This window comes from Staphylococcus arlettae, assembly GCF_002902345.1.
GTDB classification, from domain to species: Bacteria; Bacillota; Bacilli; order Staphylococcales; family Staphylococcaceae; genus Staphylococcus; species Staphylococcus arlettae.
Map to the genome: position 1 here is coordinate 269,366 of NZ_PPQB01000010.1, position 22,193 is coordinate 291,558.

At 33.7% G+C, this 22,193-nt stretch carries 23 protein-coding genes; 12 read left to right on the forward strand and 11 right to left on the reverse strand.

Annotated elements, in window-relative coordinates:
• Positions 1-28 precede the first annotated feature (28 nt).
• Positions 29-346 (forward strand): YuzD family protein, encoded by a 318-nt coding sequence (locus tag CD036_RS05080; protein WP_103388105.1) that lies wholly within the window; start codon positions 29-31, stop codon positions 344-346.
• A gap of 75 nt (positions 347-421) precedes the next feature.
• Here CD036_RS05080 and CD036_RS05085 read toward each other — a convergent pair whose 3' ends face one another.
• Positions 422-1,486 (reverse strand): NAD(P)/FAD-dependent oxidoreductase, encoded by a 1,065-nt coding sequence (locus CD036_RS05085; RefSeq protein ID WP_002509363.1) that lies wholly within the window; start codon positions 1,484-1,486, stop codon positions 422-424.
• Between the two features lie 432 nt (positions 1,487-1,918).
• Between CD036_RS05085 and CD036_RS05090 the strand changes: the two genes are divergently transcribed.
• The 6 genes from CD036_RS05090 to CD036_RS05115 all read left to right on the forward strand — a co-directional run bounded on the left by CD036_RS05090 (position 1,919) and on the right by CD036_RS05115 (position 7,553).
• Entirely contained in the window at positions 1,919-2,155 is a 237-nt protein-coding gene (locus CD036_RS05090) for a YuzB family protein (RefSeq protein ID WP_002509362.1), read from the forward strand.
• 12 nt (positions 2,156-2,167) lie between these two features.
• Complete coding sequence (locus tag CD036_RS05095) at positions 2,168-2,527, forward strand: HesB/IscA family protein (RefSeq protein ID WP_103388106.1); 360 nt, start codon at positions 2,168-2,170, stop codon at positions 2,525-2,527.
• 223 nt (positions 2,528-2,750) lie between these two features.
• Positions 2,751-3,959, forward strand: coding sequence for an NAD(P)/FAD-dependent oxidoreductase (locus CD036_RS05100; protein WP_002509360.1), 1,209 nt, complete (start codon positions 2,751-2,753; stop codon positions 3,957-3,959).
• A gap of 104 nt (positions 3,960-4,063) precedes the next feature.
• The gene (locus CD036_RS05105) at positions 4,064-5,539 is read left to right on the forward strand and encodes a leucyl aminopeptidase family protein (RefSeq protein WP_002509359.1); all 1,476 of its coding nucleotides are present in this window, start codon (positions 4,064-4,066) and stop codon (positions 5,537-5,539) included.
• 288 nt (positions 5,540-5,827) lie between these two features.
• Positions 5,828-7,144 (forward strand): Na+/H+ antiporter family protein, encoded by a 1,317-nt coding sequence (locus CD036_RS05110; protein WP_103388107.1) that lies wholly within the window; start codon positions 5,828-5,830, stop codon positions 7,142-7,144.
• 28 nt (positions 7,145-7,172) lie between these two features.
• The gene (locus CD036_RS05115) at positions 7,173-7,553 is read left to right on the forward strand and encodes a PaaI family thioesterase (protein ID WP_002509357.1); all 381 of its coding nucleotides are present in this window, start codon (positions 7,173-7,175) and stop codon (positions 7,551-7,553) included.
• Positions 7,554-7,689: 136 nt separating this feature from the next.
• On the opposite strand, the gene CD036_RS05120 is transcribed toward CD036_RS05115, so the two are convergent.
• The 9 genes from CD036_RS05120 to kapB all read right to left on the reverse strand — a co-directional run bounded on the left by CD036_RS05120 (position 7,690) and on the right by kapB (position 15,283).
• Entirely contained in the window at positions 7,690-8,847 is a 1,158-nt protein-coding gene (locus CD036_RS05120) for an FAD-dependent oxidoreductase (protein WP_103388108.1), read from the reverse strand.
• Between the two features lie 158 nt (positions 8,848-9,005).
• The gene (locus CD036_RS05125; RefSeq protein ID WP_002509355.1) at positions 9,006-9,362 is read right to left on the reverse strand and encodes a Na+/H+ antiporter subunit G1; all 357 of its coding nucleotides are present in this window, start codon (positions 9,360-9,362) and stop codon (positions 9,006-9,008) included.
• A complete protein-coding gene (locus tag CD036_RS05130) occupies positions 9,340-9,633 on the reverse strand; it encodes a Na(+)/H(+) antiporter subunit F1 (protein ID WP_002509354.1) in 294 nt (97 codons plus the stop codon). Before CD036_RS05130 ends, CD036_RS05125 begins: the two co-directional genes overlap by 23 nt.
• Positions 9,630-10,112 (reverse strand): Na+/H+ antiporter subunit E, encoded by a 483-nt coding sequence (locus CD036_RS05135; RefSeq protein ID WP_103388109.1) that lies wholly within the window; start codon positions 10,110-10,112, stop codon positions 9,630-9,632. The genes CD036_RS05130 and CD036_RS05135 overlap by 4 nt, the downstream gene beginning before the upstream one ends.
• 1 nt (position 10,113) lies before the next feature.
• Positions 10,114-11,610, reverse strand: coding sequence for a Na+/H+ antiporter subunit D (locus tag CD036_RS05140; RefSeq protein WP_103388110.1), 1,497 nt, complete (start codon positions 11,608-11,610; stop codon positions 10,114-10,116).
• Entirely contained in the window at positions 11,597-11,944 is a 348-nt protein-coding gene (gene mnhC1 / locus CD036_RS05145; RefSeq protein ID WP_103388111.1) for a Na+/H+ antiporter Mnh1 subunit C, read from the reverse strand. Before mnhC1 ends, CD036_RS05140 begins: the two co-directional genes overlap by 14 nt.
• Entirely contained in the window at positions 11,944-12,372 is a 429-nt protein-coding gene (locus CD036_RS05150; RefSeq protein ID WP_103388112.1) for a Na(+)/H(+) antiporter subunit B, read from the reverse strand. Before CD036_RS05150 ends, mnhC1 begins: the two co-directional genes overlap by 1 nt.
• Positions 12,365-14,770, reverse strand: a complete 2,406-nt coding sequence (locus tag CD036_RS05155; RefSeq protein ID WP_103388113.1) for a Na+/H+ antiporter subunit A — start codon at positions 14,768-14,770, stop codon at positions 12,365-12,367. Before CD036_RS05155 ends, CD036_RS05150 begins: the two co-directional genes overlap by 8 nt.
• Before the next feature lie 129 nt (positions 14,771-14,899).
• Positions 14,900-15,283 carry a sporulation phosphorelay system protein KapB gene (gene kapB / locus CD036_RS05160; RefSeq protein WP_225975813.1) on the reverse strand — a complete coding sequence of 128 codons (384 nt, stop codon included), beginning with the start codon at positions 15,281-15,283 and terminating at the stop codon, positions 14,900-14,902.
• A gap of 63 nt (positions 15,284-15,346) precedes the next feature.
• Between kapB and CD036_RS05165 the strand changes: the two genes are divergently transcribed.
• The 5 genes from CD036_RS05165 (at position 15,347) to CD036_RS05185 (ending at position 20,882) form a co-directional block, all read left to right on the forward strand.
• Positions 15,347-15,943 carry a peptidylprolyl isomerase gene (locus CD036_RS05165; RefSeq protein WP_002509347.1) on the forward strand — a complete coding sequence of 199 codons (597 nt, stop codon included), beginning with the start codon at positions 15,347-15,349 and terminating at the stop codon, positions 15,941-15,943.
• Between the two features lie 279 nt (positions 15,944-16,222).
• The gene (gene ygs / locus CD036_RS05170) at positions 16,223-16,603 is read left to right on the forward strand and encodes a S1 domain-containing post-transcriptional regulator Ygs (RefSeq protein ID WP_002509346.1); all 381 of its coding nucleotides are present in this window, start codon (positions 16,223-16,225) and stop codon (positions 16,601-16,603) included.
• A gap of 190 nt (positions 16,604-16,793) precedes the next feature.
• Entirely contained in the window at positions 16,794-17,927 is a 1,134-nt protein-coding gene (locus CD036_RS05175; protein WP_002509345.1) for an NADH-dependent flavin oxidoreductase, read from the forward strand.
• A gap of 408 nt (positions 17,928-18,335) precedes the next feature.
• A complete protein-coding gene (locus tag CD036_RS05180; RefSeq protein WP_002509344.1) occupies positions 18,336-19,526 on the forward strand; it encodes an ornithine--oxo-acid transaminase in 1,191 nt (396 codons plus the stop codon).
• Positions 19,527-19,637: 111 nt separating this feature from the next.
• The gene (locus CD036_RS05185) at positions 19,638-20,882 is read left to right on the forward strand and encodes a Glu/Leu/Phe/Val family dehydrogenase (protein ID WP_002509343.1); all 1,245 of its coding nucleotides are present in this window, start codon (positions 19,638-19,640) and stop codon (positions 20,880-20,882) included.
• Positions 20,883-21,050: 168 nt separating this feature from the next.
• Here the strand turns inward: CD036_RS05185 and CD036_RS05190 are convergent, their stop codons facing one another.
• Positions 21,051-22,016 (reverse strand): glycerophosphodiester phosphodiesterase, encoded by a 966-nt coding sequence (locus CD036_RS05190; RefSeq protein ID WP_103388115.1) that lies wholly within the window; start codon positions 22,014-22,016, stop codon positions 21,051-21,053.
• Positions 22,017-22,193 lie beyond the last annotated feature (177 nt).

The window sequence follows — 22,193 nt, forward strand, 5'->3', positions numbered from 1 at the left end:
ATGATTCGAAATAAGGGGGACTTGATTTATGACAAAAATAAGTGTTGTAGTATATGGTGCAGACGTAATATGTGCAAGCTGTGTAAATGCACCGACGTCACAAAATACATTTGAATGGCTAAAACCATTATTACAAAGAAAATATCCAGATGTAAAATTTGAATTTACCTATATAGATTTTCAAAAAGATACTGAAAATCTATCGGATCATGACCAACATTTTATTGAGCAAATACAAGAAGATGAATTATTTTATCCTTTAATTACTATGAATGACGAATATGTGGCAGATGGTTACATTCAACTAAAAGATATAACACGTTTTATAGACAGACAATTACAATAACATGTTATATAAAAATGAGCCTAGAATATTTATATTCTAGGCTCATTAACTGTGTATTGTAATGCTAATATATTTTTATCCGTTATGATATTTGTACATCCAAAGTACACCTGATTTAAGAATAGAAGCAAGACGACCTGTAACCGTTCTATCCATAATGTAAGCAAATCCTTTTTTGTCTCCTAATGAACCTAAGAAACCTTGGATTTTTATTTCAGGCATTTTTTCAGGTAATGCTTTATTTTGCCAAATTAATTTCATGACATCAGCTATTTGGTCACCTTGATATTCTGCTAATTGTGCACTTGGTGCAAATGGTAAGTCAGCACAATCTCCAACTACATATACATTTTTATATGTAGGTACTTGGTGATACTGGTTTAAAATAACACGTCCACTTTTACTAATATCGATAGGTAAGTTACGTACTATTTCCACTGGTTGGATACCAGCTGTCCATACAATTAAATCTAAATCTTCTGGAACATCATTGTTGTATATACGACCAGGTTCTACACGATTAATGTCTGAGTTAGGAATAACATGAACTGAGTTCTTTTCAAACCAATTTTCGATATAATTACTTAATTTTTCAGGGAAACGACTTAAAATACGTTCACCACGATCATAAAGGTAAATATCTAAATCTTCTCGGCTTTCACGTAATTCACTTGCTAATTCGATACCGCTTAATCCAGCGCCGACAATTCCAACTCTAGCACCATTGGGTAATTCACTTATATGATGGAACGTTTCGCGTGATTTTGAAAGTGTTTGTATACTGTGCGTGTATTCTTCAGCACCTGGAACATTGTGATATTTATCTTCACAACCTAAACCAATAACTAATTCATCATAATCAACTTTAGTATTGCCCACAGATACAATTTGATCATCTAAATTAATATCATTAATTTCTCCATATACCACGTTAATGCGTTCAGAGTCTGGAAAATTCATACGAACGTCTTTGTCTGATTTAGTTCCAGCTGCCAACTCATAAAATTCTGGTTTTAAACTGTGATATGGCATTCTATCTACAAGTGTCAGTGAATAATTTTCAGGTAAAGCACTTGGTAAAATATGCGACATGATACGCATATTACCATAGCCGCCACCTAATAGGACTAAATTCTTCATTTTGATACCCCTCTAGTAATAATTATATTTTTAGATTAAATTAAAGCACGTGTTCCCGTAAAACATAGGCTTTTCTAATCTGAATAAAATAAGGAAAATAAACATTGAAAGTAATACAACTAACAGTGACATATCAATTTCCTAAAAATTAGCTTTCTTATACCCATTATATGCTTTTTTAGTTTTTTCTACAAATAACTGTGATGGTTATGTGAATTTCATTGTGGCGGTTACTTTAATTTATGCTATAAATATTATGTAAATGTAAGGCTAAATAAATTAGTCAGTTTGGATGATGTATAATAGTTCTAAAATAAGTTATAATTAACTATACGAATAGCATATACGAGTTCAGCAATGAAGCACGTAGTTAGTCATTATTTTTAAAAGTTGTTATAATATCATAATCGATAAATTTGAAGAGGGTGTATTATGAATCCAATAGTAGAGTTCTGCATTTCAAACATGGCGAAAGGTGGAGACTATGTATATAATCAACTAGAAAATGATCCAGAAGTTGACGTGCTCGAATATGGTTGCTTGCAAAATTGTGGGCTGTGTTCTAGTGGCTTGTATGCACTTGTGAATGGTGATATCGTGGAAGGTGAGTCACCTGACGATTTATTACAAAATATTTATGCACATATAGAAGAAACATGGATTTTTTAGGAGGTAATTAGTATGACAACAATTAATGTAACTGAAGCAGCGGCATATGAAGTTAAAGACATGTTGAACCAAAATGACATGTCAGATGGCTATTTAAAATTAAAAGTTAATGGTGGCGGATGCACAGGTTTAACTTATGGTATGTCTGCGGAATCACAACCAGCTGACAATGATCAAACATTCGAGTTTTATGGCTTGAAAGTACTTGTAGACGAAGATGATTTACCATTATTAGATGGTACAACTGTTGATTTTAAACAGTCACTAATGGGTGGTGGCTTCCAAATTGACAATCCAAATGCGATTGCATCATGTGGTTGTGGTAGCTCATTTAGAACAGCTAAAGTAGCTGGCTCACCAGAAAATTGCTAAATTAATACATGAATAAATTGGTGTTTAGTAGTGCTAAATGCCAATTTGTTATATTTAATGTGAAATAATAAACAATATATTGGTAAGTGCTTGAAAATATAACTTAAAAACTATAAAATTATCATTGGATGAAAAATGTCTTTTTTATGAATTTTCGTAACTCTTCCAGGGTATTAAGAAAGACGTATGCAATAAAATTATTATGAAAGCTTAGGTGAATAAAATGGCACAAGATCGTAAAAAGGTATTAGTTTTAGGTGCTGGCTATGCTGGTTTACAAACTATTACGAAATTGCAAAAACAAATTTCGGCAGATCAAGCTGAAATCACTTTAATTAACAAAAATGACTATCACTATGAAGCGACATGGTTACATGAAGCATCTGCAGGTACAATCAGCTATGAAGATTTATTATATCCTGTTGAAAGTGTAGTTAATCAAGATAAAGTAAACTTCGTAAAAGCTGAAGTTACTAAAATCGATCGTAATGCTAGAAAAGTAGAAACTGATGCAGGAATTTTTGACTTTGATGTGTTAGTTGTTGCACTAGGTTTCGAAAGTGAAACATTTGGTATCGAAGGTATGAAAGACTATGCGTTCCAAATCGAAAATGTATTAACTGCACGTAAATTATCTCGTCATATTGAAGATAAATTTGCTAATTATGCAGCATCTAAACAAAAAGATGATAAAGATTTAGCTATTTTAGTTGGTGGCGCTGGTTTCACTGGTGTAGAATTCTTAGGTGAATTAGCTGACCGTATTCCAGAATTATGTAACAAATATGGTGTAGATCAAAGCAAAGTTAAATTAACTTGTGTTGAAGCTGCTCCAAAAATGTTACCTATGTTCTCAGATGAATTAGTAAACCACGCTGTAAGCTATTTAGAAGCTAAAGGTGTAGAATTTAAAATTGGTACGCCAATCGTTGCAGCAAATGAAAAAGGCTTCGTAGTTAAAGTTAACGATGAAGAGCAACAATTAGAAGCAAACACTTCTGTATGGGCTGCTGGTGTACGTGGTAGCAAATTAATGGAAGAATCATTTGAAGGCGTTAAACGTGGCCGTATTGTTACTAATCAAGATTTAACTATTTCTGGTTATGACAATATTTTTGTCATTGGTGACTGTTCTGCGTTCATTCCTGCTGGTGAAGAACGTCCATTACCAACAACTGCTCAAATCGCTATGCAACAAGGTGAACATACAGCTAAAAGTATCCAAAATATTTTAGAAGGTCAACCAACTTCTGAATTTGAATATGTAGATAGAGGTACTGTTTGTTCATTAGGTGCTAACGATGGTGTTGGTGTTGTATACGGTAAAGACATCCAAGGCAAAAAAGCTGCTTTCATGAAGAAAGTTATTGATACACGTGCTGTATTTAAATTAGGCGGAATTGGCTTAGCATTCAAAAAAGGTAAATTTTAATAAATTCGTGTAACACGCAGCTACATAATATTATGTAACACTGCATTAATCCAAGACCTGTCTTAATATAAGATGGGTCTTTTTTATAAGAAAAAGGTGATAATATGAATATTAGTGTAAATTCAACAAATCAATCTGTTCAGCAGACTTTAATAGTTGGAGTGCCGGAACATTTGAATCAATTTGAAACACTCAGTGTCAATGGCGTCGATATTAGAGAAAATATCGGATTCTTGAAACAGAATCATCTCATAGGTAGCAGTTTAGGTAAGGTATACCAAACTCATTTTCAATTACAAGATGAACACTATCGATTAATATCAGTCGGGTTAGGCAATTTAAAACAATTAGACTATACGCAGTTATTACAAGTCTTTGGCAAACTCTTTCAATTTCTAAAAAGTGAGCATATTTTGTCTGCATCATTGTTATTTGAAAGTTTTATATCTAAAAAAGTAAGTAGAAAAGATGTTGCTGAAGTACTTGGTCAACAAAGTGTTCGTGCAATTTATCAATTTGATAACTATAAATCAAATAAAAGTGCACTTTATTCACCTACTATCTTTGTACATAGTGACGCAGAAAATATTGCAGATGCTATTACACAAGGTAAAGTGTTAGGTGAATCGATTAATACAGCACGTACATATAGTAATATGCCACCAAATATATTGACTCCGGGTTATTATGCGGAATTGATTGATGATCATTTTAAAGATAGTCAGGTTGAAGTTGATATAAAAGATGGTGAGCAGTTACAAGATGAAGGATTTGGACTCATTCACGCAGTAGGTAAAGGTTCAGCACACTCACCACGAGTAATTACAATAACGTATAACGGTGGGCCACAAAACGTAGCACCAATCGCTTTAGTAGGCAAAGGTATTACGTATGATTCTGGAGGCTATTCAATTAAACCAAAAGTCGGAATGCAGACTATGAAGTTTGATATGTGTGGCTCCGCAAATGTTATTGGCATGATTGAAGCAGCTGCTAGATTGCAATTGCCAGTAAATATTGTTGGTGTCATTGCGGCAGCAGAAAATATGGTCAACGAAGCAGCAATGAAGCCCGATGATATTTTTACAGCATTAAGTGGAGAATCAGTAGAAGTACTTAATACTGATGCTGAAGGACGATTAGTATTAGGCGATGCAGTATTTTATGCTAACCAATTCCAACCTAGTGTCATCTTAGATTTTGCTACGCTAACAGGAGCCGCAGTAGCAGCATTAGGGGAAGATAAAGCAGCTGTCTTTAAAAATAATACTAACGCACCAATAAATGAAATTTTAACTACAGCACGTAAAATGGATGAATTTGTCTTCGAATTACCAATAACTAGTACTGAACAACAACTCATTCGTCAAACTGATGTAGCTGATTTAGTTAATCATACAAATGGTCATGGTAAAGCGTTATTTGCAGCTACGTTTATTAGTCATTTTGCTGGCGACACACCACATTTGCATTTCGATATAGCAGGTCCAGCTACAACGACAAAGGCTTCTTATTTAGGACCTAAAGGACCAACAGGTTACATGATACCGACAATCGTTGAATGGTTGCGACAACAATAAATTGGCATGCAAGAGGTTGGGACAATATTGATTCGTCCCAGCCTCTTTTTCATATGGGCAGTAGCTGACTGCATTGAAAATGCGCTTTAAACCAAGCTTTTTTCAACGCTAGTCATCCTTGCCGGGGTGGGACGACGAAATTATTTTTTCAAAATCAGATTTCTGTCCCACTCCCTATATCATATCTGATAAGTTATAATGCAAAAAGTGATTGACAATATTGCTAGGGATTGCTATTATGAATCTCGTAACGCTTTAGTTCGATAATGTAATAAAGGAGTTTTTGATGTGATAAATGCAGTTGTAATAGCGGTTTTACTTATGATCATTTTGTGTTTATGTCGATTAAATGTAGTTATCAGTTTATTCGTAAGTGCATTAGTAGGCGGCATAATCGCTGGAATGAGCGTAACAGATGTTATCACGGTATTTGGTAAAAATATAGTAGATGGCGCAGAAGTAGCACTAAGCTATGCGTTATTAGGTGGTTTTGCTGCTTTAATATCATATAGTGGCATTACTGATTATTTAGTTAATAAAATTATCAAAGGCATTAGAGCTGAAAACTCTAAAATGTCCCGTCTGAAAGTTAAAGTTATAATTGTGGTAGCTTTATTGGTATTAAGTGTAATGAGTCAAAATATTATTCCTGTACATATTGCATTTATCCCAATTGTCATTCCTCCTTTAATTAGTATATTTAATGAATTAAACTTTGATCGTAGACAAATAGCTTTAATCATTGGTTTTGGTTTATGTTGGCCATATATTTTAATTCCATTTGGTTTTGGTCAAATATTTCATCAAATTATAATGAACGGCTTTAACAAAGCTGGACATCCGATAGAAATAAATATGATTTGGAAAGCTATGGTTATCCCATCATTAGGTTATATTGTAGGGTTAATTGCTGGTTTATTTTATTATAGAAAAGCAAGAAAATATATTGATCATAAACAAGATAAAGATCTAGCAAATGTAGAGTTAAAACCATATGTGTTAGTTGTGACAATCATTGCGATTATTGCGACATTTACAGTTCAAATGCTGACTGACTCTATGATCTTTGGTGCATTAGCAGGGGTATTAGTATTTTTTATTTCTGGTATGCAAAATTGGAAAGATATGGACAAGCAATTTGTTGAAGGTATTCAAATTATGGCATATATCGGTGTAGTAATCTTGACTGCTAATGGTTTTGCTGGTGTCATGAATAAAACAGGTGATATTGAACAATTAGTACATAGTATTAGTGCGATTACTGGTGACAACAAGTTAATTAGCATAGTACTCATGTATATCATTGGACTAATAGTCACATTAGGAATTGGTTCTTCATTTGCCACAATTCCAATTATAGCTACATTATTTGTGCCGCTAGGTGAATCGTTAGGTTTAAGCACGATGGCTTTAATTGCCTTAATAGGAACGGCAAGTGCCTTAGGTGATTCAGGTTCTCCAGCGAGTGATTCAACACTTGGTCCGACGGCAGGATTAAATGTTGATGGGCAACATGATCATATAAGAGATACGTGTATTCCGAACTTTATTTTCTATAATATCCCGTTGATTATTTTTGGTACTATCGCTGCTATGATATTATAAGAGTGATATAAATAAAGGGGTGGCAATTATGACAAATATGTTAGATGCGCTAGATATGAAAGTTGAAAAAGAGGGAGAAGGCATTTTGGTTATGTCTATGCCTGTAACAGATAAGGTGAAACAACCCTTTGGATTTCTACACGGTGGTGCTAGTTTAGCTTTAGGAGAAACCGCATGCTCAATGGGAGCAGCGAGCCTAATTGATACTGAGCAATATATTCCACTAGGATTAGAAATGAATGCAAATCACATTAGTTCAACGACAGAGGGTACTGTCTATGCTTCCGCAACAGTTATTCATCAAGGCAAAACGACACAAGTATGGAATATTGAGATAACTGATGATAGCGGCAAATTAATAAGTATTATGCGAGGTACCATCGCAATCAAATCACGACATAGATCTTGATAGACTAGTATTTTAAACATATTAAAGTACGTCATTTTAGCTGATAGCTAATGACAAAGCGTAGTCATTTATAAATAACTAAAAATTAATAAATCATTTAGGGAATGCAAAAGTTACTTTTATGCATTCCCTTTTTTTAATGTGATATAAAATTTTGAGCGAAGTAAGCTTGAGCAATTCGTTTTGCTGCTTCTCTACCTCCTGCAATATTGCGTGCGAAAGGTCCTAATTTTAAATCAGCTAGTCCGCCAGATACAAATAGCTGTGGTAACCATTCCAATGTATCAGTCAATTGTGGATAGCCACAATTGGTCATAGGTGCAGCATGTTCTAAAATTAACGATTTTATAATTGGTTGTTGTAATATCGAATTTTTGAAGCCTGTAGCGAGTAATATATGATCATAATTATATTGTTCATCTATCGTATGTATTTGCTTATTCCTTATTGTAGTAATAGGTGTTTGGTGAATTGTCAAACGACCTTGTTGTTGATATTTTTTGAGATGTAAATATAACTCTTGGGGCATAGACCCTTTGTGTCTCTCATCTTCAATAAAAGAAAGTTTTTCGGCAGAATCTGCAAAAGCTGTTAACTTAGTCATATTTTTAGGACCGAGCCATGCTGGATCTGCATCAAAATCATGTACGGCTATTGTTTTATTAAGCCATAAGTGCACATGTTTTTGATAATAATGAAGTAATTTATGTACTAAATGTGCTGCAGAGACACCACTCCCGACAACATGATTGCAATTATGAAATTGTAGAGCTGTATTGTCGAAAATATGTTGAACATTTTGCTGTTGATGAAAAATCTCAGGAACGTTTAAATCATGATGACTACCCATTGCGATAACTAAGTTATCAGTAGTAATGGAACGTTTATTATTTAAAGTGAGCACCCATTGTTGCTGAGGATGTGTGTGCTGTTTAATATGGGTTACACTTCCAATGACATGCTGATTATGTAATTGATAACGATGTATAAGTGTATGTACATGATCGATAAACATATCTCTTTGAGGCCGTTGATATTTTCCTAATGTTGCTTGCATATATTGATATGTTTTAGCGAATTGTTTTAAATGAAAAGGATCAGGATGTACATGATGCACGCAAGGTGAGCGAAGAAAGGGCATATTAATACGTTTAGTGCGTTCGTCGAATTGTGCGCATAAATTACTGTGTGGATCAATGAGAGTCAGTTTGGACGTTGGAAGACCAGCGTGAATTAATTTTAAAGCAATTGTTAATGCTTGAATACCGCCACCGATAATTGTCCAAGTATGCATAAAGTTACCTTCTTTCAAATAGTAATCATTACGATTTAAAAATAACATAATGCATTTGCCATTGCAATATAAAAAGCGATAAGTACAATTACTAAAATAACGAAGAACTAGAAATTTGTGCTCTTGTTAATAAGTAATAACTTATCGCTTAACTATTGTTATAATTTTTTATCGTGTAACGTTTCGTTAAAGTCGTCTTGTTGAGTTCTATCAGTAGCAGGGGTATTTAAATTATACGCTGCTTTCATAATTAGATGACTAGCCAACGGACCTGTAATAAATACAAAGATAATCCCTATAATGAGTTGCATGTTAATCATACCTTCTTTACCGATAAAGAAAAGGAAAACGCCAAATAATAATAACATAGCACCAAGCGTTGCTGCTTTACCAGCTGCATGGGCACGAGAATAAACATCGTCTAATCGTAATAACCCAATAGCTGCAAAAGCACTGATTAACGCACCCAAGATGACCAATATAAGAGAAATACTAATGATGATCGTTGTTATCATGTTCAATCACCTTACCTTTGTCCATATATTTAGCAAAAACTGCAGTGCCTAGAAAGGCAAGTATACCTACTAATAAAATAGCTACAATCATATATGTAGTACCTAGGAAGATACTAAATAATGCTACAATTGCCATTAATTGAATTCCCATAGCATCTAAAGCTACGACTCGGTCAGCAAGAGATGGACCAAGGATGACACGAACTAACATTGCTAACATAGATAATGATACTATTACTAATGCGATAATTATAATTATTGAGTAGTTCATTGTGTATCACCAACCTCTCTTACAACTTTTTCAAGTGACGATTTAATGCTCGCAATTTCTTCTTCTTTAGTACTGAAGTCAATACAATGTATATATATTTTCGTACGATCATCACTAATACCTAACACTACAGTCCCTGGGGTTAAAGTGATTAATGTCGATAACAATACGAGTTGCCAATCTGTTGTTAATTCGGTGTCATAAGTAAAAAATGCTGGCTCATTTTTAATTGTAGGTTGTAATACAATACGTATTACATCGATATTAGCTTTTATGAGCTCGATTAAAAATACCGCTATTAATTTAAGTACTTTGTACACTGTAACCATATAAAATCTACCAGGGAATAACCCGCGTAATGTAAGTACCAACAATAGACCGAAAATGTAACCTAAAATAAAATTATTTAAGGAATAACTACCTGTGATAAAAAGCCATAAGATACTTAATAATAAGTTAATTAAAATTTGAATCGCCATCTTATTTACCTCCTAGTACACTGTCTACGTATTCACTAGGGTTATAGAAAGTAGAGGCAGCATCTTTAATGATAGGTTGTAAAAAGTCAGCTGATAAACCGAAAATTACTGTAATTACAACTGCAACTATCGCTACTATTAACGGTCCACGGTGTTGTAGTTTAGGCTTCGGAGTATACCCAGATGAATTTCCAAAGAAGCCTTGTAAAAATATTCGAATAACCGAATATAGTACGACTAAACTAGACAGTAATACGACCATACCAGTGAGATAGAACCCTTTTTCGAATGTAGCTTGGACAATGTAAAACTTACCATAGAAACCACTGAAAGGGGGGATACCCGCTAAACTCAAGGCCGCTATAAAGAATGTCCATCCTAGTACTGGATAGTGTTTAATTAAGCCACTAAAATTGCGCAAATCATATGATTTAGTAATTTGATAAATTACGCCAACTAAAAAGAATAAAGCGGCCTTGATTAACATATCGTGTAAAGTGTAGTAAATTGCCCCCATCATTCCTGCTTGATTCATCATGGCTACACCAATCAAAATAACACCAACTGCGATCATAATATTGTAGATAATGATTTTTTTAATATCGAAATAACTAACTGCCCCTACACAACCAAAAATAATGGTAAGTAGTGATAAAAAGATTAACAGATAATAAGTTAAGTCAGTTGTGTCAGGAAAGAATAAACTAGTAGTTCTGGCTAATGAATAAACGCCAACTTTTGTTAATAAGGCACCGAAAAAGGCGATAATCGCTACTGGTGGAGCGTAATAAGCACCTGGTAACCATACGTACATTGGGAAAATCCCAGCTTTAGTTGCAAAAACAAAAATAAAGACAATAAATACTATAGTTACTACGCCACTATCTTGTGGTGAAAGTTGGTTTAGCTTTTGGCTAATATCAGCTAAGTTTAATGTGCCGACAACGGAATACAACATACCAACTGCAATTACAAAAAATGCAGATGAAGTTACATTCACTAGTACATATTTAATTGTTTCACTCAACTGTACTTTAGTGCCACCGATGACAAGTAATATATAAGAAGCCATTAAAAATACTTCGAAGAATACAAATAGGTTGAATATATCTCCTGTCATAAATGCACCATTGACACCAGTCAGCATAAACATTACTGCGAAATAGTAATAATAAGTTTCACGTTCAATACCAACTGTATTATAGGAATACAAAATAATAAATATAGTAATGAGTATACTTGTGGTAATTAATAAACCACTAAATAAGTCTAAAACAAAGACTATACTATAAGGTGCTTTCCAAGAACCTAATTCTAAAACAATAGGTCCATGTTTCGCTACGTTAATCAAATTAATTATACTAAAAATAAATGTGATTATAGTACCTGTTAATGCTACATAACGCTTAATAATAGGGCGTTTACCTAGAAAAATTAAAATAATAACGGTTAATAATGGAATGATTAACGTTGATACTAATAAATTACTTTCTATCATCATCAAGCACTCCTCTCATACTTTCTACATTATCAGTACCAAGTTCTTTATAACTTCTAAAAGCAAGAACTAAAAAGAATGATGTTACTGAAAATGAAATAACAATAGCAGTTAAGATTAATGCTTGTGGGATTGGATCAACGTAGTCGGAAATACCTTTTTCATAAATAGGCACTTCGCCACCTTTTAAACCACCCATAGTAAGTAAAAATAAATTGGCTGTATGTGTTTGCAAGGTAGTCCCAATAATGATACGTATTAAACTTTTAGAGAGGATTAAATAAACGCTCATTGTAGTGAGAAAACCACAAACAATTATCATAAGTATTTCCATTAGTCGCTCTCTCCAATCGTTAAAATAATAGTCATTACTGTACCGACTACTGCAAACATGACACCTAAATCAAAAAATGTCGCTGTGTGCATTTCCATTGGTTCTAATATACCTAAAGGAATTTCAAAAGGTGTATGGGTAAAGAAGTTTTTATTGTAGAACCAACTTGCTATAGGAGTGGCACCACAGAAAAATAACCCAATACCAATTAATATTTTAAAGTCCCAAGGAAATATTTTGCGCATTGTTTTGATGTCAAATGCTACAGTAATAATCACAAGTGCGCTTGACATCAATAATCCTCCTACGAAACCGCCACCTGGTGTATAGTGACCCGCAAGGAAAAGTGATAAACCAAACATTACAATTAAGAAGAAGATAAGAATAGCTGAGTACTGAAAAATTAGATTATTGTTTTGTCTATTCATAGTCAGATCCTCCTTCTTTATTAGCTTTACGCGTTGAACGTAATTTAATCATAGTATATACACCTAGTCCTGCAATTCCGAGCACTGAAGATTCGAATAAGGTATCGGTACCACGGAAGTCAACTAAAATAACATTAACCATGTTAGTACCATGTGCTAAATCATAAACATGCTCTTTATAATATGTCGCAATAGACTCAAAGTGTCGGTTGCCATAAGCAATTAATCCGATAATTGTAACTACTAATCCAGCTGCGATAGCAATTAACATATTACTCCACTTAAAGTTACGAGTTTCGTTATGTCGATTTAAATTCGGCAAATGATAGAAACAAAGTAAAAATAATGCCGTTGAAATAGTTTCGACAACAAATTGTGTTAAAGCTAAATCTGGCGCACCAAAGAAAATAAAGAATACAGCAACAGCGTAACCAACAGCACTCGTCATTATAATACTGAATAGACGAGATCGAGCACAGACAATCATTACAGACGCTAACATGATGAGTACTATAATGATTAACTCAAAAGGTCGTATATTACTGACGTTATTAAAGTCTAATTTAAATGGTGTTAATGATAAGGCAATAATTGCCAGAACTATAAATGATGTGAATAGTATAACTAAATTATTGCGTGTAAAACCTGTTACATATGAGTCAGTAAAATTACTTGAAACGTGAGATGAATATTTACCTGTTGTGTCATACCAATAATTTAATTGTAACTTGTTTGGTTGCATACGCAATAAGCGTACCCAATACTTAAACGTTAAAATTAAAATAATACCTACAATATAAATCAACAATGTTGCAAAGAATGCCGGTGTAAAGCCATGGAATAAATGGAATGATGATGGCTTACTGTTAGCTTGACTAATGGCTGATGTTGCTGGATCAATTAACGTACTCGTTAATATGACAGGGAACAAGCCAAAGACAATTACTAATAGTGCTAAAATAGTTGGTGCAATTAGCATTAGTTTTGGAGCTTCATGTGCTGATTTTGGTAATGATTGTGGTCGGTATGAACCTAAGAAAATTTGGCCGATAAAACGCACGGCATAAACGAAAGTAAAAATACTACCTATAATAGCAACAATTGGAATTAAAATACCGAATGTATCTAAACTCAAGATGTCTGCATGGGTTACTTCAATCATACTTTCTAAAAATGACTCTTTTGATAGGAAACCATTAAATGGTGGAATACCTGCCATACTTAATGAAGTTATAATCGTTAATGTAAATGAAATAGGCATAACCGTCATTAAGCCGCCTAATTTTTTTACATCACGAGTACCAGTGGCATGATCTACCGCACCCGTTATCATAAATAAAGCACCTTTAAAGGTTGCATGATTAATCAAATGAAAAATAGCGGCAGTAAATGCTGCAATATAAAGTTGACTTTCTGCGCCTTCAAAGTGATAACTTACGGCACCAATGCCTAACATAGACATAATCATACCTAACTGAGACACAGTAGAAAATGCGAGTATTCCTTTAAGGTCTTGCTGTTTTGTTGCATTTAACGAAGCCCAAATTAACGTGATGAGCCCCACAATGGTAACAGTCCAAACCCAACCTTGAGAAACTGCATAGATTGGCGTCATACGGGCAACTAAATATAAGCCAGCTTTAACCATTGTTGCTGAGTGTAAATAAGCACTAACTGGTGTAGGTGCTTCCATTGCATCTGGCAACCAGATATAAAACGGAAATTGTGCTGATTTAGTCATCGCGCCAATTAATACAAAGACCATTGAAAGAATAAAGAATGGGCTAGTTTGGATATCTCCAACATGGTCAATCATTGTACGAATGCTTGTAGTATTAGCTGAAATTGAAAGTAAAATCAGTCCGCCTAATAATGATAGGCCACCAAATACGGTAATGAGCATAGATTTTTGCGCACCGTAAATGGATCTTTGATTCGTACGCCAAAATGAAATTAATAAAAAACTTGAAAATGATGTTAGTTCCCAAAATAAATAAAGAACAATGATGTTATCAGATAACACCACGCCTAACATTGCGCCCATGAATAATAATAAATAACAATAAAAATTCCCTAGTTGTTCTTTTCGACTTAAGTAACTGATTGAATATAAGACAATTAAACTGCCAATTCCAGTTATGAGTAAACTAAATAATAAACTTAATCCATCTATGTATAAGTCAAAATTCATACCGAATTTTGGCATCCAGTTTACTTCTTGCATAACGGTATCACCTGACATAGTTGTCTTAATATAAGTTAAGAAATAAATAAATAAGACAATAGGCAGTGGTAAGACAAACCACCCTAAATGAATCCGTTTATGTAGTCGATATATACAAGGAATAATGAGTGCAAATATAAGCGGTAACAATACCACTATGTGTAACCAACTCATTATGTTGTCCCCCTTTAAATTGAAATATGGTTTCATTATACATGATTCATCCAGTTCTGAAAAACCACTGCAAGTGTATAGCTAGTGGTTTTTAACTGTCTTGTTAAATAAGAAGAAACGCGTCATTTTTCAGATGAAATTTTTTTTATATTGCACAGAATAATCTTCTTTTAAGCGTTGTAAATTTGTCAGTGACTTTTGTGCATGAACCGTATCTTCTTTGAGTAACTTAGTTTCTAAAGTGCTAAGTGCTTGTTGTAAAGATTCTGTATATGGTAGTTCTGCAACATCGAATGGTCTTAGTTGTGACTTTGTTGTATAGCGTTTTTCATATTGACTCAAAGCTTTACGCTCATGGAAAAATACATCTTCTACGTCAGTGGGGTTATGTAAATCACCTTGTTTTGGATGTTTGATGACTTGTTCGACTTTGACTAAAATCCGTTGCGTCTCTTCTTCTACGATAGAAACACCATAGACACCAGTTTTATGAGCAAATCTATATAACATGATTAATACATCCTTTCTTTTATGTTAAAATACTATTATCATCTTAACATGAAATGGAGAATGAAAATGACGAACTATCCTCAATTAGATACAGAAGTAAAAGATAATGAAATAAAACTTGTAATGCATACAAATAAAGGAGATATGACATTTAAGTTATTACCAGATGTTGCACCTAAAACAGTAGAAAATTTTGTAACACATGCTAAAAATGGTTATTACAATGGTATTTCTTTCCACCGTGTAATTAATGATTTTATGGTACAAGGTGGCGACCCAACTGCAACAGGTATGGGTGGCGAAAGTATTTACGGCGCACCATTTGCAGACGAATTTTCATTAGAAGCATTTAATATTTATGGTGCATTATCAATGGCCAATTCAGGACCTAATACAAACGGCTCACAATTTTTCATTGTACAAATGAAAGAAGTACCGGAATCAATGATTAACCAACTTGCAGATGGTGGATGGCCACAACCAATAGTTGAAGCTTACCGTACACAAGGTGGTACACCATGGTTAGACCAAAAACATACAGTATTCGGCCAACTTATTGAAGGTCAAAGCGTGCTAGAAGATATTGCAAGTACGAAAGTAGGTCCACAAGATAAGCCTTTACATGACATCACTATTGATTCAATTGATGTAGAGGATAAATAAAAGTAAGATCGAAATAAATGGATGAGCTTGTTACATTCTATTATGTGAGATGCGGAAGTTTATTACATGATAGTATTGTGCATTAATAGAAAATACAATGTGAAAGAACCATGTTCAGAACAAAATCTGAACATGGCTCTTTTTATTATAAGGGTTTAATTGTTTTGATGACTATTATATCAACAATTTATAGTAATTTTTCTATCGTAATATTAGTCTAGTTTAGTAATTTATGCTATTATATTATTGTTAAGTAAAACGAAATAAGGGGTTCTCACGTTGAATAATCACTACAAAGTAGGTCAACATCTTAAAGTACGTGTGACTGGTATTCAGCCTTATGGCGCATTTGTTGAAACCCCAGATAATACTGAAGGTCTGATTCATATTTCTGAAATTATGGATGATTACGTCCATAATTTAAAAAAGTTTTTATCCGAAGGACAAGTTGTCCGGGCAAAAGTTATTTCCATCGATAAAGAAGGTAAGCTTAATTTGTCATTAAAAGATAATGATTATTTTAAAAATTATGAACGTAAGAAAGAAAAGCAATCAGTATTGGATGAAATTAAAGAAACCGAAAAATACGGGTTTCAAACAATTAAAGAACGTATGCCAGGTTGGATTAAACAGTCCAAAGACACTATGAAGCAAGAGTAATACTCTTGTACTACTAACATTTCTGCATGAAATGTTAGTTTTTTGATTTTATTTTATATATAAACATGTATGCGCAAGCATATTATTATGTGAAGTGAATTTTTTACGGTAAAATGAACAAGCATTAAAATAGTGCAAGCATAATAACAATGTTATAGTGTTGAAATCATTAATTAGGAGGAAGTAAGTAATGAATGAAAAATTTGCAACTTTATTTGAAACAGTAGAGTTACCTAATAAAGTACAATTAAAAAATAAATTTGTGTTAGCTCCATTAACACACGTAACATCGCATGATGATGGGACGGTATCCGAAGACGAAATAAACTATATGGAACAACGTTCACAAGATGTTGGTTTGTCAATATCTGCAGCGAGTAATGTTACAGATTTAGGTAAAGCATTTCCAGGTCAACCGTCAGTAGCACACGATACTGATATAGAAGGTTTAAAAAAATTAGCTAACGTGATGAAAAAGAATGGCGCTAAAGCCGTAGTACAAATTCATCATGGTGGAGCGCAATCATTACCAAACTGGACACCAAATGGAGACGTGGCTGCACCAAGTCCAATTAGTATGAAAAGTTTTGGTGAGACAGAAGAACACCATGCACGTGAAATTACACATGACGAAATTTTAGAAACGATAAAAGCATTCGGCGAAGCTACACGTAGAGTAATAGAAGCAGGCTTCGATGGTGTTGAAATTCACGGTGCGAACCATTATTTAATTCATCAATTTGTCTCTCCATATTATAACCGTCGTACAGATGAATGGGGCACGGATAAATTCAAATTTGCTCGCGAAGTCGTTGATGAAGTGGTTAATGTTAAAAAACAATATGCCGATGACTCATTTATTATTGGTTATAGATTTTCTCCAGAAGAAGCAGAATCTCCAGGAATTAGTATGGAAATCACTGAATCATTAGTTAAAACTTTAGTTGAAAAACCATTAGACTATTTACATGTATCTTTAATGGATGTGCACTCTAAAACTAGAGAAGGCAAATATGCGGAAGAAACACGTATAGAATTATTACATCGATGGATTGATGGCCGTATGCCATTAATTGGTATAGGTTCTATATTTACTGCTGAACAAGCATTAGAAGCAATTAACACTAAACAAATCGAACTATTGGCATTAGGTAGAGGAATATTATTGGATTATCAATTTGTTAGTAAAATTGAAGAAGGTAAAGAAGATGAAATCATTTCATACTTTGATCCAAATAGAGAAGATAAACACCATTTACCACCAAAATTATGGGAACAATTCAACCAAGGCTTTTACCCATTACCAAGAAAAGATGGTAAATAAATAGCATTACTACAATAACTATATAGAACATTAATGATGTATGATTATATTATCGGAAGCGACTTTCAATATGAAGGTCATTCGATAAAATTCATGCATTGTTAATGTTCTTTTTTATTTGTCGACAATATCCCATTTTAAAATAGTAAATAATCATATATAAAACATAAAAATATATCTTGAAAAGCAAAGATAGATAAAACTTAGTTAGATTGTTTTGCCTTTTAAAGACGATTAACTAGCGTCATAACCGGATCAATACATATTTTGTAGTGCACTGTTTTATCCTAAAAAGAGTATTTCAGGGATTTTTTAGGAAAATAGTTTCAGTAACACGGTAAATACGTTATGCTAATGTTATGAATTATAGAGGCAATATTGCCATAAATTTTTTAAAGGGGAGATATCATGACAAAATCAGAAGAAATCATTGAGCTTACAAATCATTACGGAGCGCACAATTATGTTCCTCTACCAATTGTAATCTCTGAGGCTGAAGGGGTATGGGTAACAGACCCAGAAGGTAACAAATATATGGATATGTTAGCTGCATATTCAGCAGTTAACCAAGGTCACCGTCATCCTAAAGTCATCCAAGCATTAAAAGATCAAGCAGATAAAGTTACGCTTGTATCACGTGCTTTTCATAGTGATAACTTAGGAGCATGGTATGAAAAAATTTGTAAATTAGCAGGTAAAGATAAAGCATTACCAATGAATACAGGAGCTGAAGCAGTAGAAACGGCATTAAAAGCTGCAAGACGTTGGGCATATGATGTGAAAAAAATAGAGCCTGATCAAGCAGAAATCATTGCTTTTAATGGTAATTTCCATGGCCGTACAATGGCACCTGTATCTTTATCATCAGAAGCAGAATATCAACGTGGATATGGCCCATTATTAGATGGTTTCCGTAAAGTTGATTTTGGAGATATCGAAGCTGTAAAAGCAGCAATCAATGATAATACTGCAGCAATCTTAATTGAACCTATCCAAGGTGAAGCGGGAATAAATGTACCGCCAGAAGGATACTTAAAAGAAATTAGAGAGTTATGTGACGAACATAATGTATTATTTATAGCTGATGAAATTCAAGCAGGTTTAGGACGCTCAGGTAAAATGTTTGCAACAGACTGGGATAATGTTAAGCCAGACGTTTATATTTTAGGAAAAGCTTTAGGCGGAGGCGTTTTCCCAATTTCAGTTGTGCTAGCAGATGAAGAAGTTTTAGGCGTATTTACACCAGGTTCACACGGTTCAACATTTGGTGGTAACCCATTAGCTTGTGCAGCTTCATTAGCAGCATTAGATGTAATTGTCGATGAAGATTTACCAGGTCGCTCATTAGAGCTAGGGGAATACTTTAAAGCGGAATTACAAAAGATTGAACACCCAGCGATTAAAGAAGTTAGAGGTCGTGGTTTATTTATTGGCATTGAATTACATGAAAATGCCAGACCTTATTGTGAAGCATTAAAAGAGCAAGGCATTTTATGTAAAGAAACACATGATACTGTAATTAGATTTGCACCACCATTAGTCATCACAAAAGAAGAATTAGACCTAGCATTAGACAAAGTGAAAAACGTTTTTGAATAATAAAAAAATTTGATATATAACTTTTTTTAATCCCTTTAAAAAGGCAAAAGTTATGTTACAATTAGCAATGAAAGCGAAATCATTAGTTACGAAAAAGAGGCGAAATGAATCATGACTGAGAATAATAATTTGGTGACTTCTACGCAAGGTATTATTAAAGAGGCTTTAAACAAATTGGGATTTGATGATGGTATGTATGATTTAGTCAAAGAACCACTTAGATTCCTACAAGTACGAATTCCAGTACGAATGGATGATGGGACTGTTAAAACATTTACTGGTTATCGTGCACAACATAATGACGCAGTTGGTCCAACAAAAGGTGGCGTAAGATTCCACCCTGATGTGGATGAAGAAGAAGTTAAAGCGTTATCTATGTGGATGACACTAAAATGTGGCATTGTTGATTTACCTTATGGTGGAGGTAAAGGTGGAATCATATGTGACCCACGTCAAATGAGTATCCATGAAGTAGAGAGATTATCACGTGGTTATGTACGCGCAATTTCACAATTCGTTGGTCCAACAAAAGATATACCAGCGCCAGATGTGTTTACAAACTCACAAATTATGGCTTGGATGATGGACGAGTATAGCTCACTTGATAAATTTAATTCACCAGGTTTTATTACAGGTAAACCAATTGTACTTGGTGGTTCACAAGGACGCGATCGTTCTACAGCTTTAGGTGTTGTTATTGCAATTGAACAAGCAGCCAAAAGAAGAGGCATGGATGTTAAAGGTGCACGAGTTGTTATACAAGGATTTGGTAATGCTGGTAGTTTCTTAGCTAAATTCTTATATGACTTAGGTGCTAAAATTGTAGGTATTTCCGATGCTTATGGTGCATTACATGATCCAGAAGGTTTAGATATTGATTATTTATTAGATAGAAGAGACAGTTTTGGTACTGTGACAAATTTATTCGAAGATACAATTTCTAATAAAGAGTTATTTGAAATTGATTGTGATATCTTAGTTCCTGCAGCAATTGCTAATCAAATTACAGGCGATAATGCAAATGATATTAAAGCTGATGTAGTTGTTGAAGCAGCTAACGGACCTACAACGCCAGAAGGTACTAAGATTTTAACTGAACGCGGTATTTTACTTGTACCTGACGTACTAGCGAGTGCGGGTGGCGTAACAGTTTCATACTTTGAATGGGTACAAAATAACCAAGGTTATTATTGGCCAGAAGACGAAGTTAATGAAAAATTACGTGAAAAATTAATTACAGCATTTGATACGATTTATGAGTTATCACAAAATCGTAAAATTGATATGCGCTTAGCAGCGTACATTGTCGGACTTAAGCGTACAGCAGAAGCGGCACGTTATCGTGGATGGGCTTAAGCCTTATACTTATAAATAATTAAGAGGGTAGAACAAAATATGTTCTACCCTCTTTTTGCTATCGTAAGTTGATAGTATACTATTTCGCTTGTTCAAAAAATGATGACTTCGCCATTTATGAAGGCACAAGTATTGTTATAAATTTATATTATTATAGTGCAAGTATCGTTATTTATCATTAGCAATAACTTGTTCGTAGACATCAGGATAATTTGTGAATACGCCATTAACACCGTATTTATTTAATCTTTCCATATCTGCTTTAGTATTGACTGTAAATGGATGGACGAGTAGTCCTGCTTTTTTTAAGTTTTTCACATTGTCTTTAGTTAAATCTGTATATTCAGGTCCTACACCTATGGCGTAACTTCTAATTGCATTTAAATCTGCTTGAGTTAAGTTAGGTAATTCACCTTTATCAAGTAAGCGGATTAAAGGGATATTAGCATTTTGCGCTTGGACTTTTTGTAAACTTGCTTGTGAAAATGATTGAATTAATACATGGCCGTTTGATAAAGAATTTTGTGTCAGTAAATGATGCTTATCTAATGAAGCTAATAATTTTTCTTCCATACCCGGATAGACATCTGGTGATTTAGTTTCAATATAATAATTAGCATTACTGCCATATCGTTCTAACACTTCGTCTAGTGTTGGAACTTTTTGGCCGTCATATGAAGGGTCGGCATATTGTGGATTATTGGCATTAAATTTACTTCCAGCATCAAGTTCTTTAATTTCTTTTAAAGTATGTTCATCGACCCTACCAGTTCCGTTAGTAGTACGATCCAATGTTTCATCATGCATAACTACTAAATGACCGTCTTTTGTCATTTGTAAATCTAATTCTATATATGATGCACCCATTTCATTATGACTTTTGTCATAAGCTGCAAAAGTATGTTCAGGGGCATAGCCACTCGCACCACGATGTGCAATTGTTGTGTATTTTTCACCTGTTGGATTATGTATAGCACGATATGCTTTGTTTTGAGTTGCTTGTGATGATTGGTTAACTTGTTGTGTAGCTTGCTGATTCGCATTGTTACTATTTGCTTGGATATCTGGGGTTGTAAAACTTGATAGAGCTAAAATTGAAAAACCACTGACAAATAATCGTTTTGTATATTTCATACCTTCACTCCTCATAATAAACTGTATATTAACCATACAAAAAACAGATTAAAAAATAAATATATTTTACACCTTTTTAATTTAAGTTAAATAAAAACAATTAATAAATTAAAGAAGGTTAAAAAAGTATAAAAATGTTTACAATAAGTAAATAGATACGAAGTATTGTTAATAATG

Bases quoted from the DNA above. Each gene is read 5' to 3' on its own strand.
- CD036_RS05080 (WP_103388105.1), top strand. From the start codon at position 29: ATGACAAAAATAAGTGTTGTAGTATATGGTGCAGACGTAATATGTGCA.
- CD036_RS05085 (WP_002509363.1), bottom strand. From the start codon at position 1,486: ATGAAGAATTTAGTCCTATTAGGTGGCGGCTATGGTAATATGCGTATC.
- CD036_RS05090 (WP_002509362.1), top strand. From the start codon at position 1,919: ATGAATCCAATAGTAGAGTTCTGCATTTCAAACATGGCGAAAGGTGGA.
- CD036_RS05095 (WP_103388106.1), top strand. From the start codon at position 2,168: ATGACAACAATTAATGTAACTGAAGCAGCGGCATATGAAGTTAAAGAC.
- CD036_RS05100 (WP_002509360.1), top strand. From the start codon at position 2,751: ATGGCACAAGATCGTAAAAAGGTATTAGTTTTAGGTGCTGGCTATGCT.
- CD036_RS05105 (WP_002509359.1), top strand. From the start codon at position 4,064: ATGAATATTAGTGTAAATTCAACAAATCAATCTGTTCAGCAGACTTTA.
- CD036_RS05115 (WP_002509357.1), top strand. From the start codon at position 7,173: ATGACAAATATGTTAGATGCGCTAGATATGAAAGTTGAAAAAGAGGGA.
- CD036_RS05120 (WP_103388108.1), bottom strand. From the start codon at position 8,847: ATGCATACTTGGACAATTATCGGTGGCGGTATTCAAGCATTAACAATT.
- CD036_RS05125 (WP_002509355.1), bottom strand. From the start codon at position 9,362: ATGATAACAACGATCATCATTAGTATTTCTCTTATATTGGTCATCTTG.
- CD036_RS05130 (WP_002509354.1), bottom strand. From the start codon at position 9,633: ATGAACTACTCAATAATTATAATTATCGCATTAGTAATAGTATCATTA.
- CD036_RS05135 (WP_103388109.1), bottom strand. From the start codon at position 10,112: ATGGCGATTCAAATTTTAATTAACTTATTATTAAGTATCTTATGGCTT.
- CD036_RS05140 (WP_103388110.1), bottom strand. From the start codon at position 11,610: ATGATAGAAAGTAATTTATTAGTATCAACGTTAATCATTCCATTATTA.
- mnhC1 (WP_103388111.1), bottom strand. From the start codon at position 11,944: ATGGAAATACTTATGATAATTGTTTGTGGTTTTCTCACTACAATGAGC.
- CD036_RS05150 (WP_103388112.1), bottom strand. From the start codon at position 12,372: ATGAATAGACAAAACAATAATCTAATTTTTCAGTACTCAGCTATTCTT.
- CD036_RS05155 (WP_103388113.1), bottom strand. From the start codon at position 14,770: ATGAGTTGGTTACACATAGTGGTATTGTTACCGCTTATATTTGCACTC.
- CD036_RS05165 (WP_002509347.1), top strand. From the start codon at position 15,347: ATGACGAACTATCCTCAATTAGATACAGAAGTAAAAGATAATGAAATA.
- CD036_RS05175 (WP_002509345.1), top strand. From the start codon at position 16,794: ATGAATGAAAAATTTGCAACTTTATTTGAAACAGTAGAGTTACCTAAT.
- CD036_RS05180 (WP_002509344.1), top strand. From the start codon at position 18,336: ATGACAAAATCAGAAGAAATCATTGAGCTTACAAATCATTACGGAGCG.
- CD036_RS05185 (WP_002509343.1), top strand. From the start codon at position 19,638: ATGACTGAGAATAATAATTTGGTGACTTCTACGCAAGGTATTATTAAA.
- CD036_RS05190 (WP_103388115.1), bottom strand. From the start codon at position 22,016: ATGAAATATACAAAACGATTATTTGTCAGTGGTTTTTCAATTTTAGCT.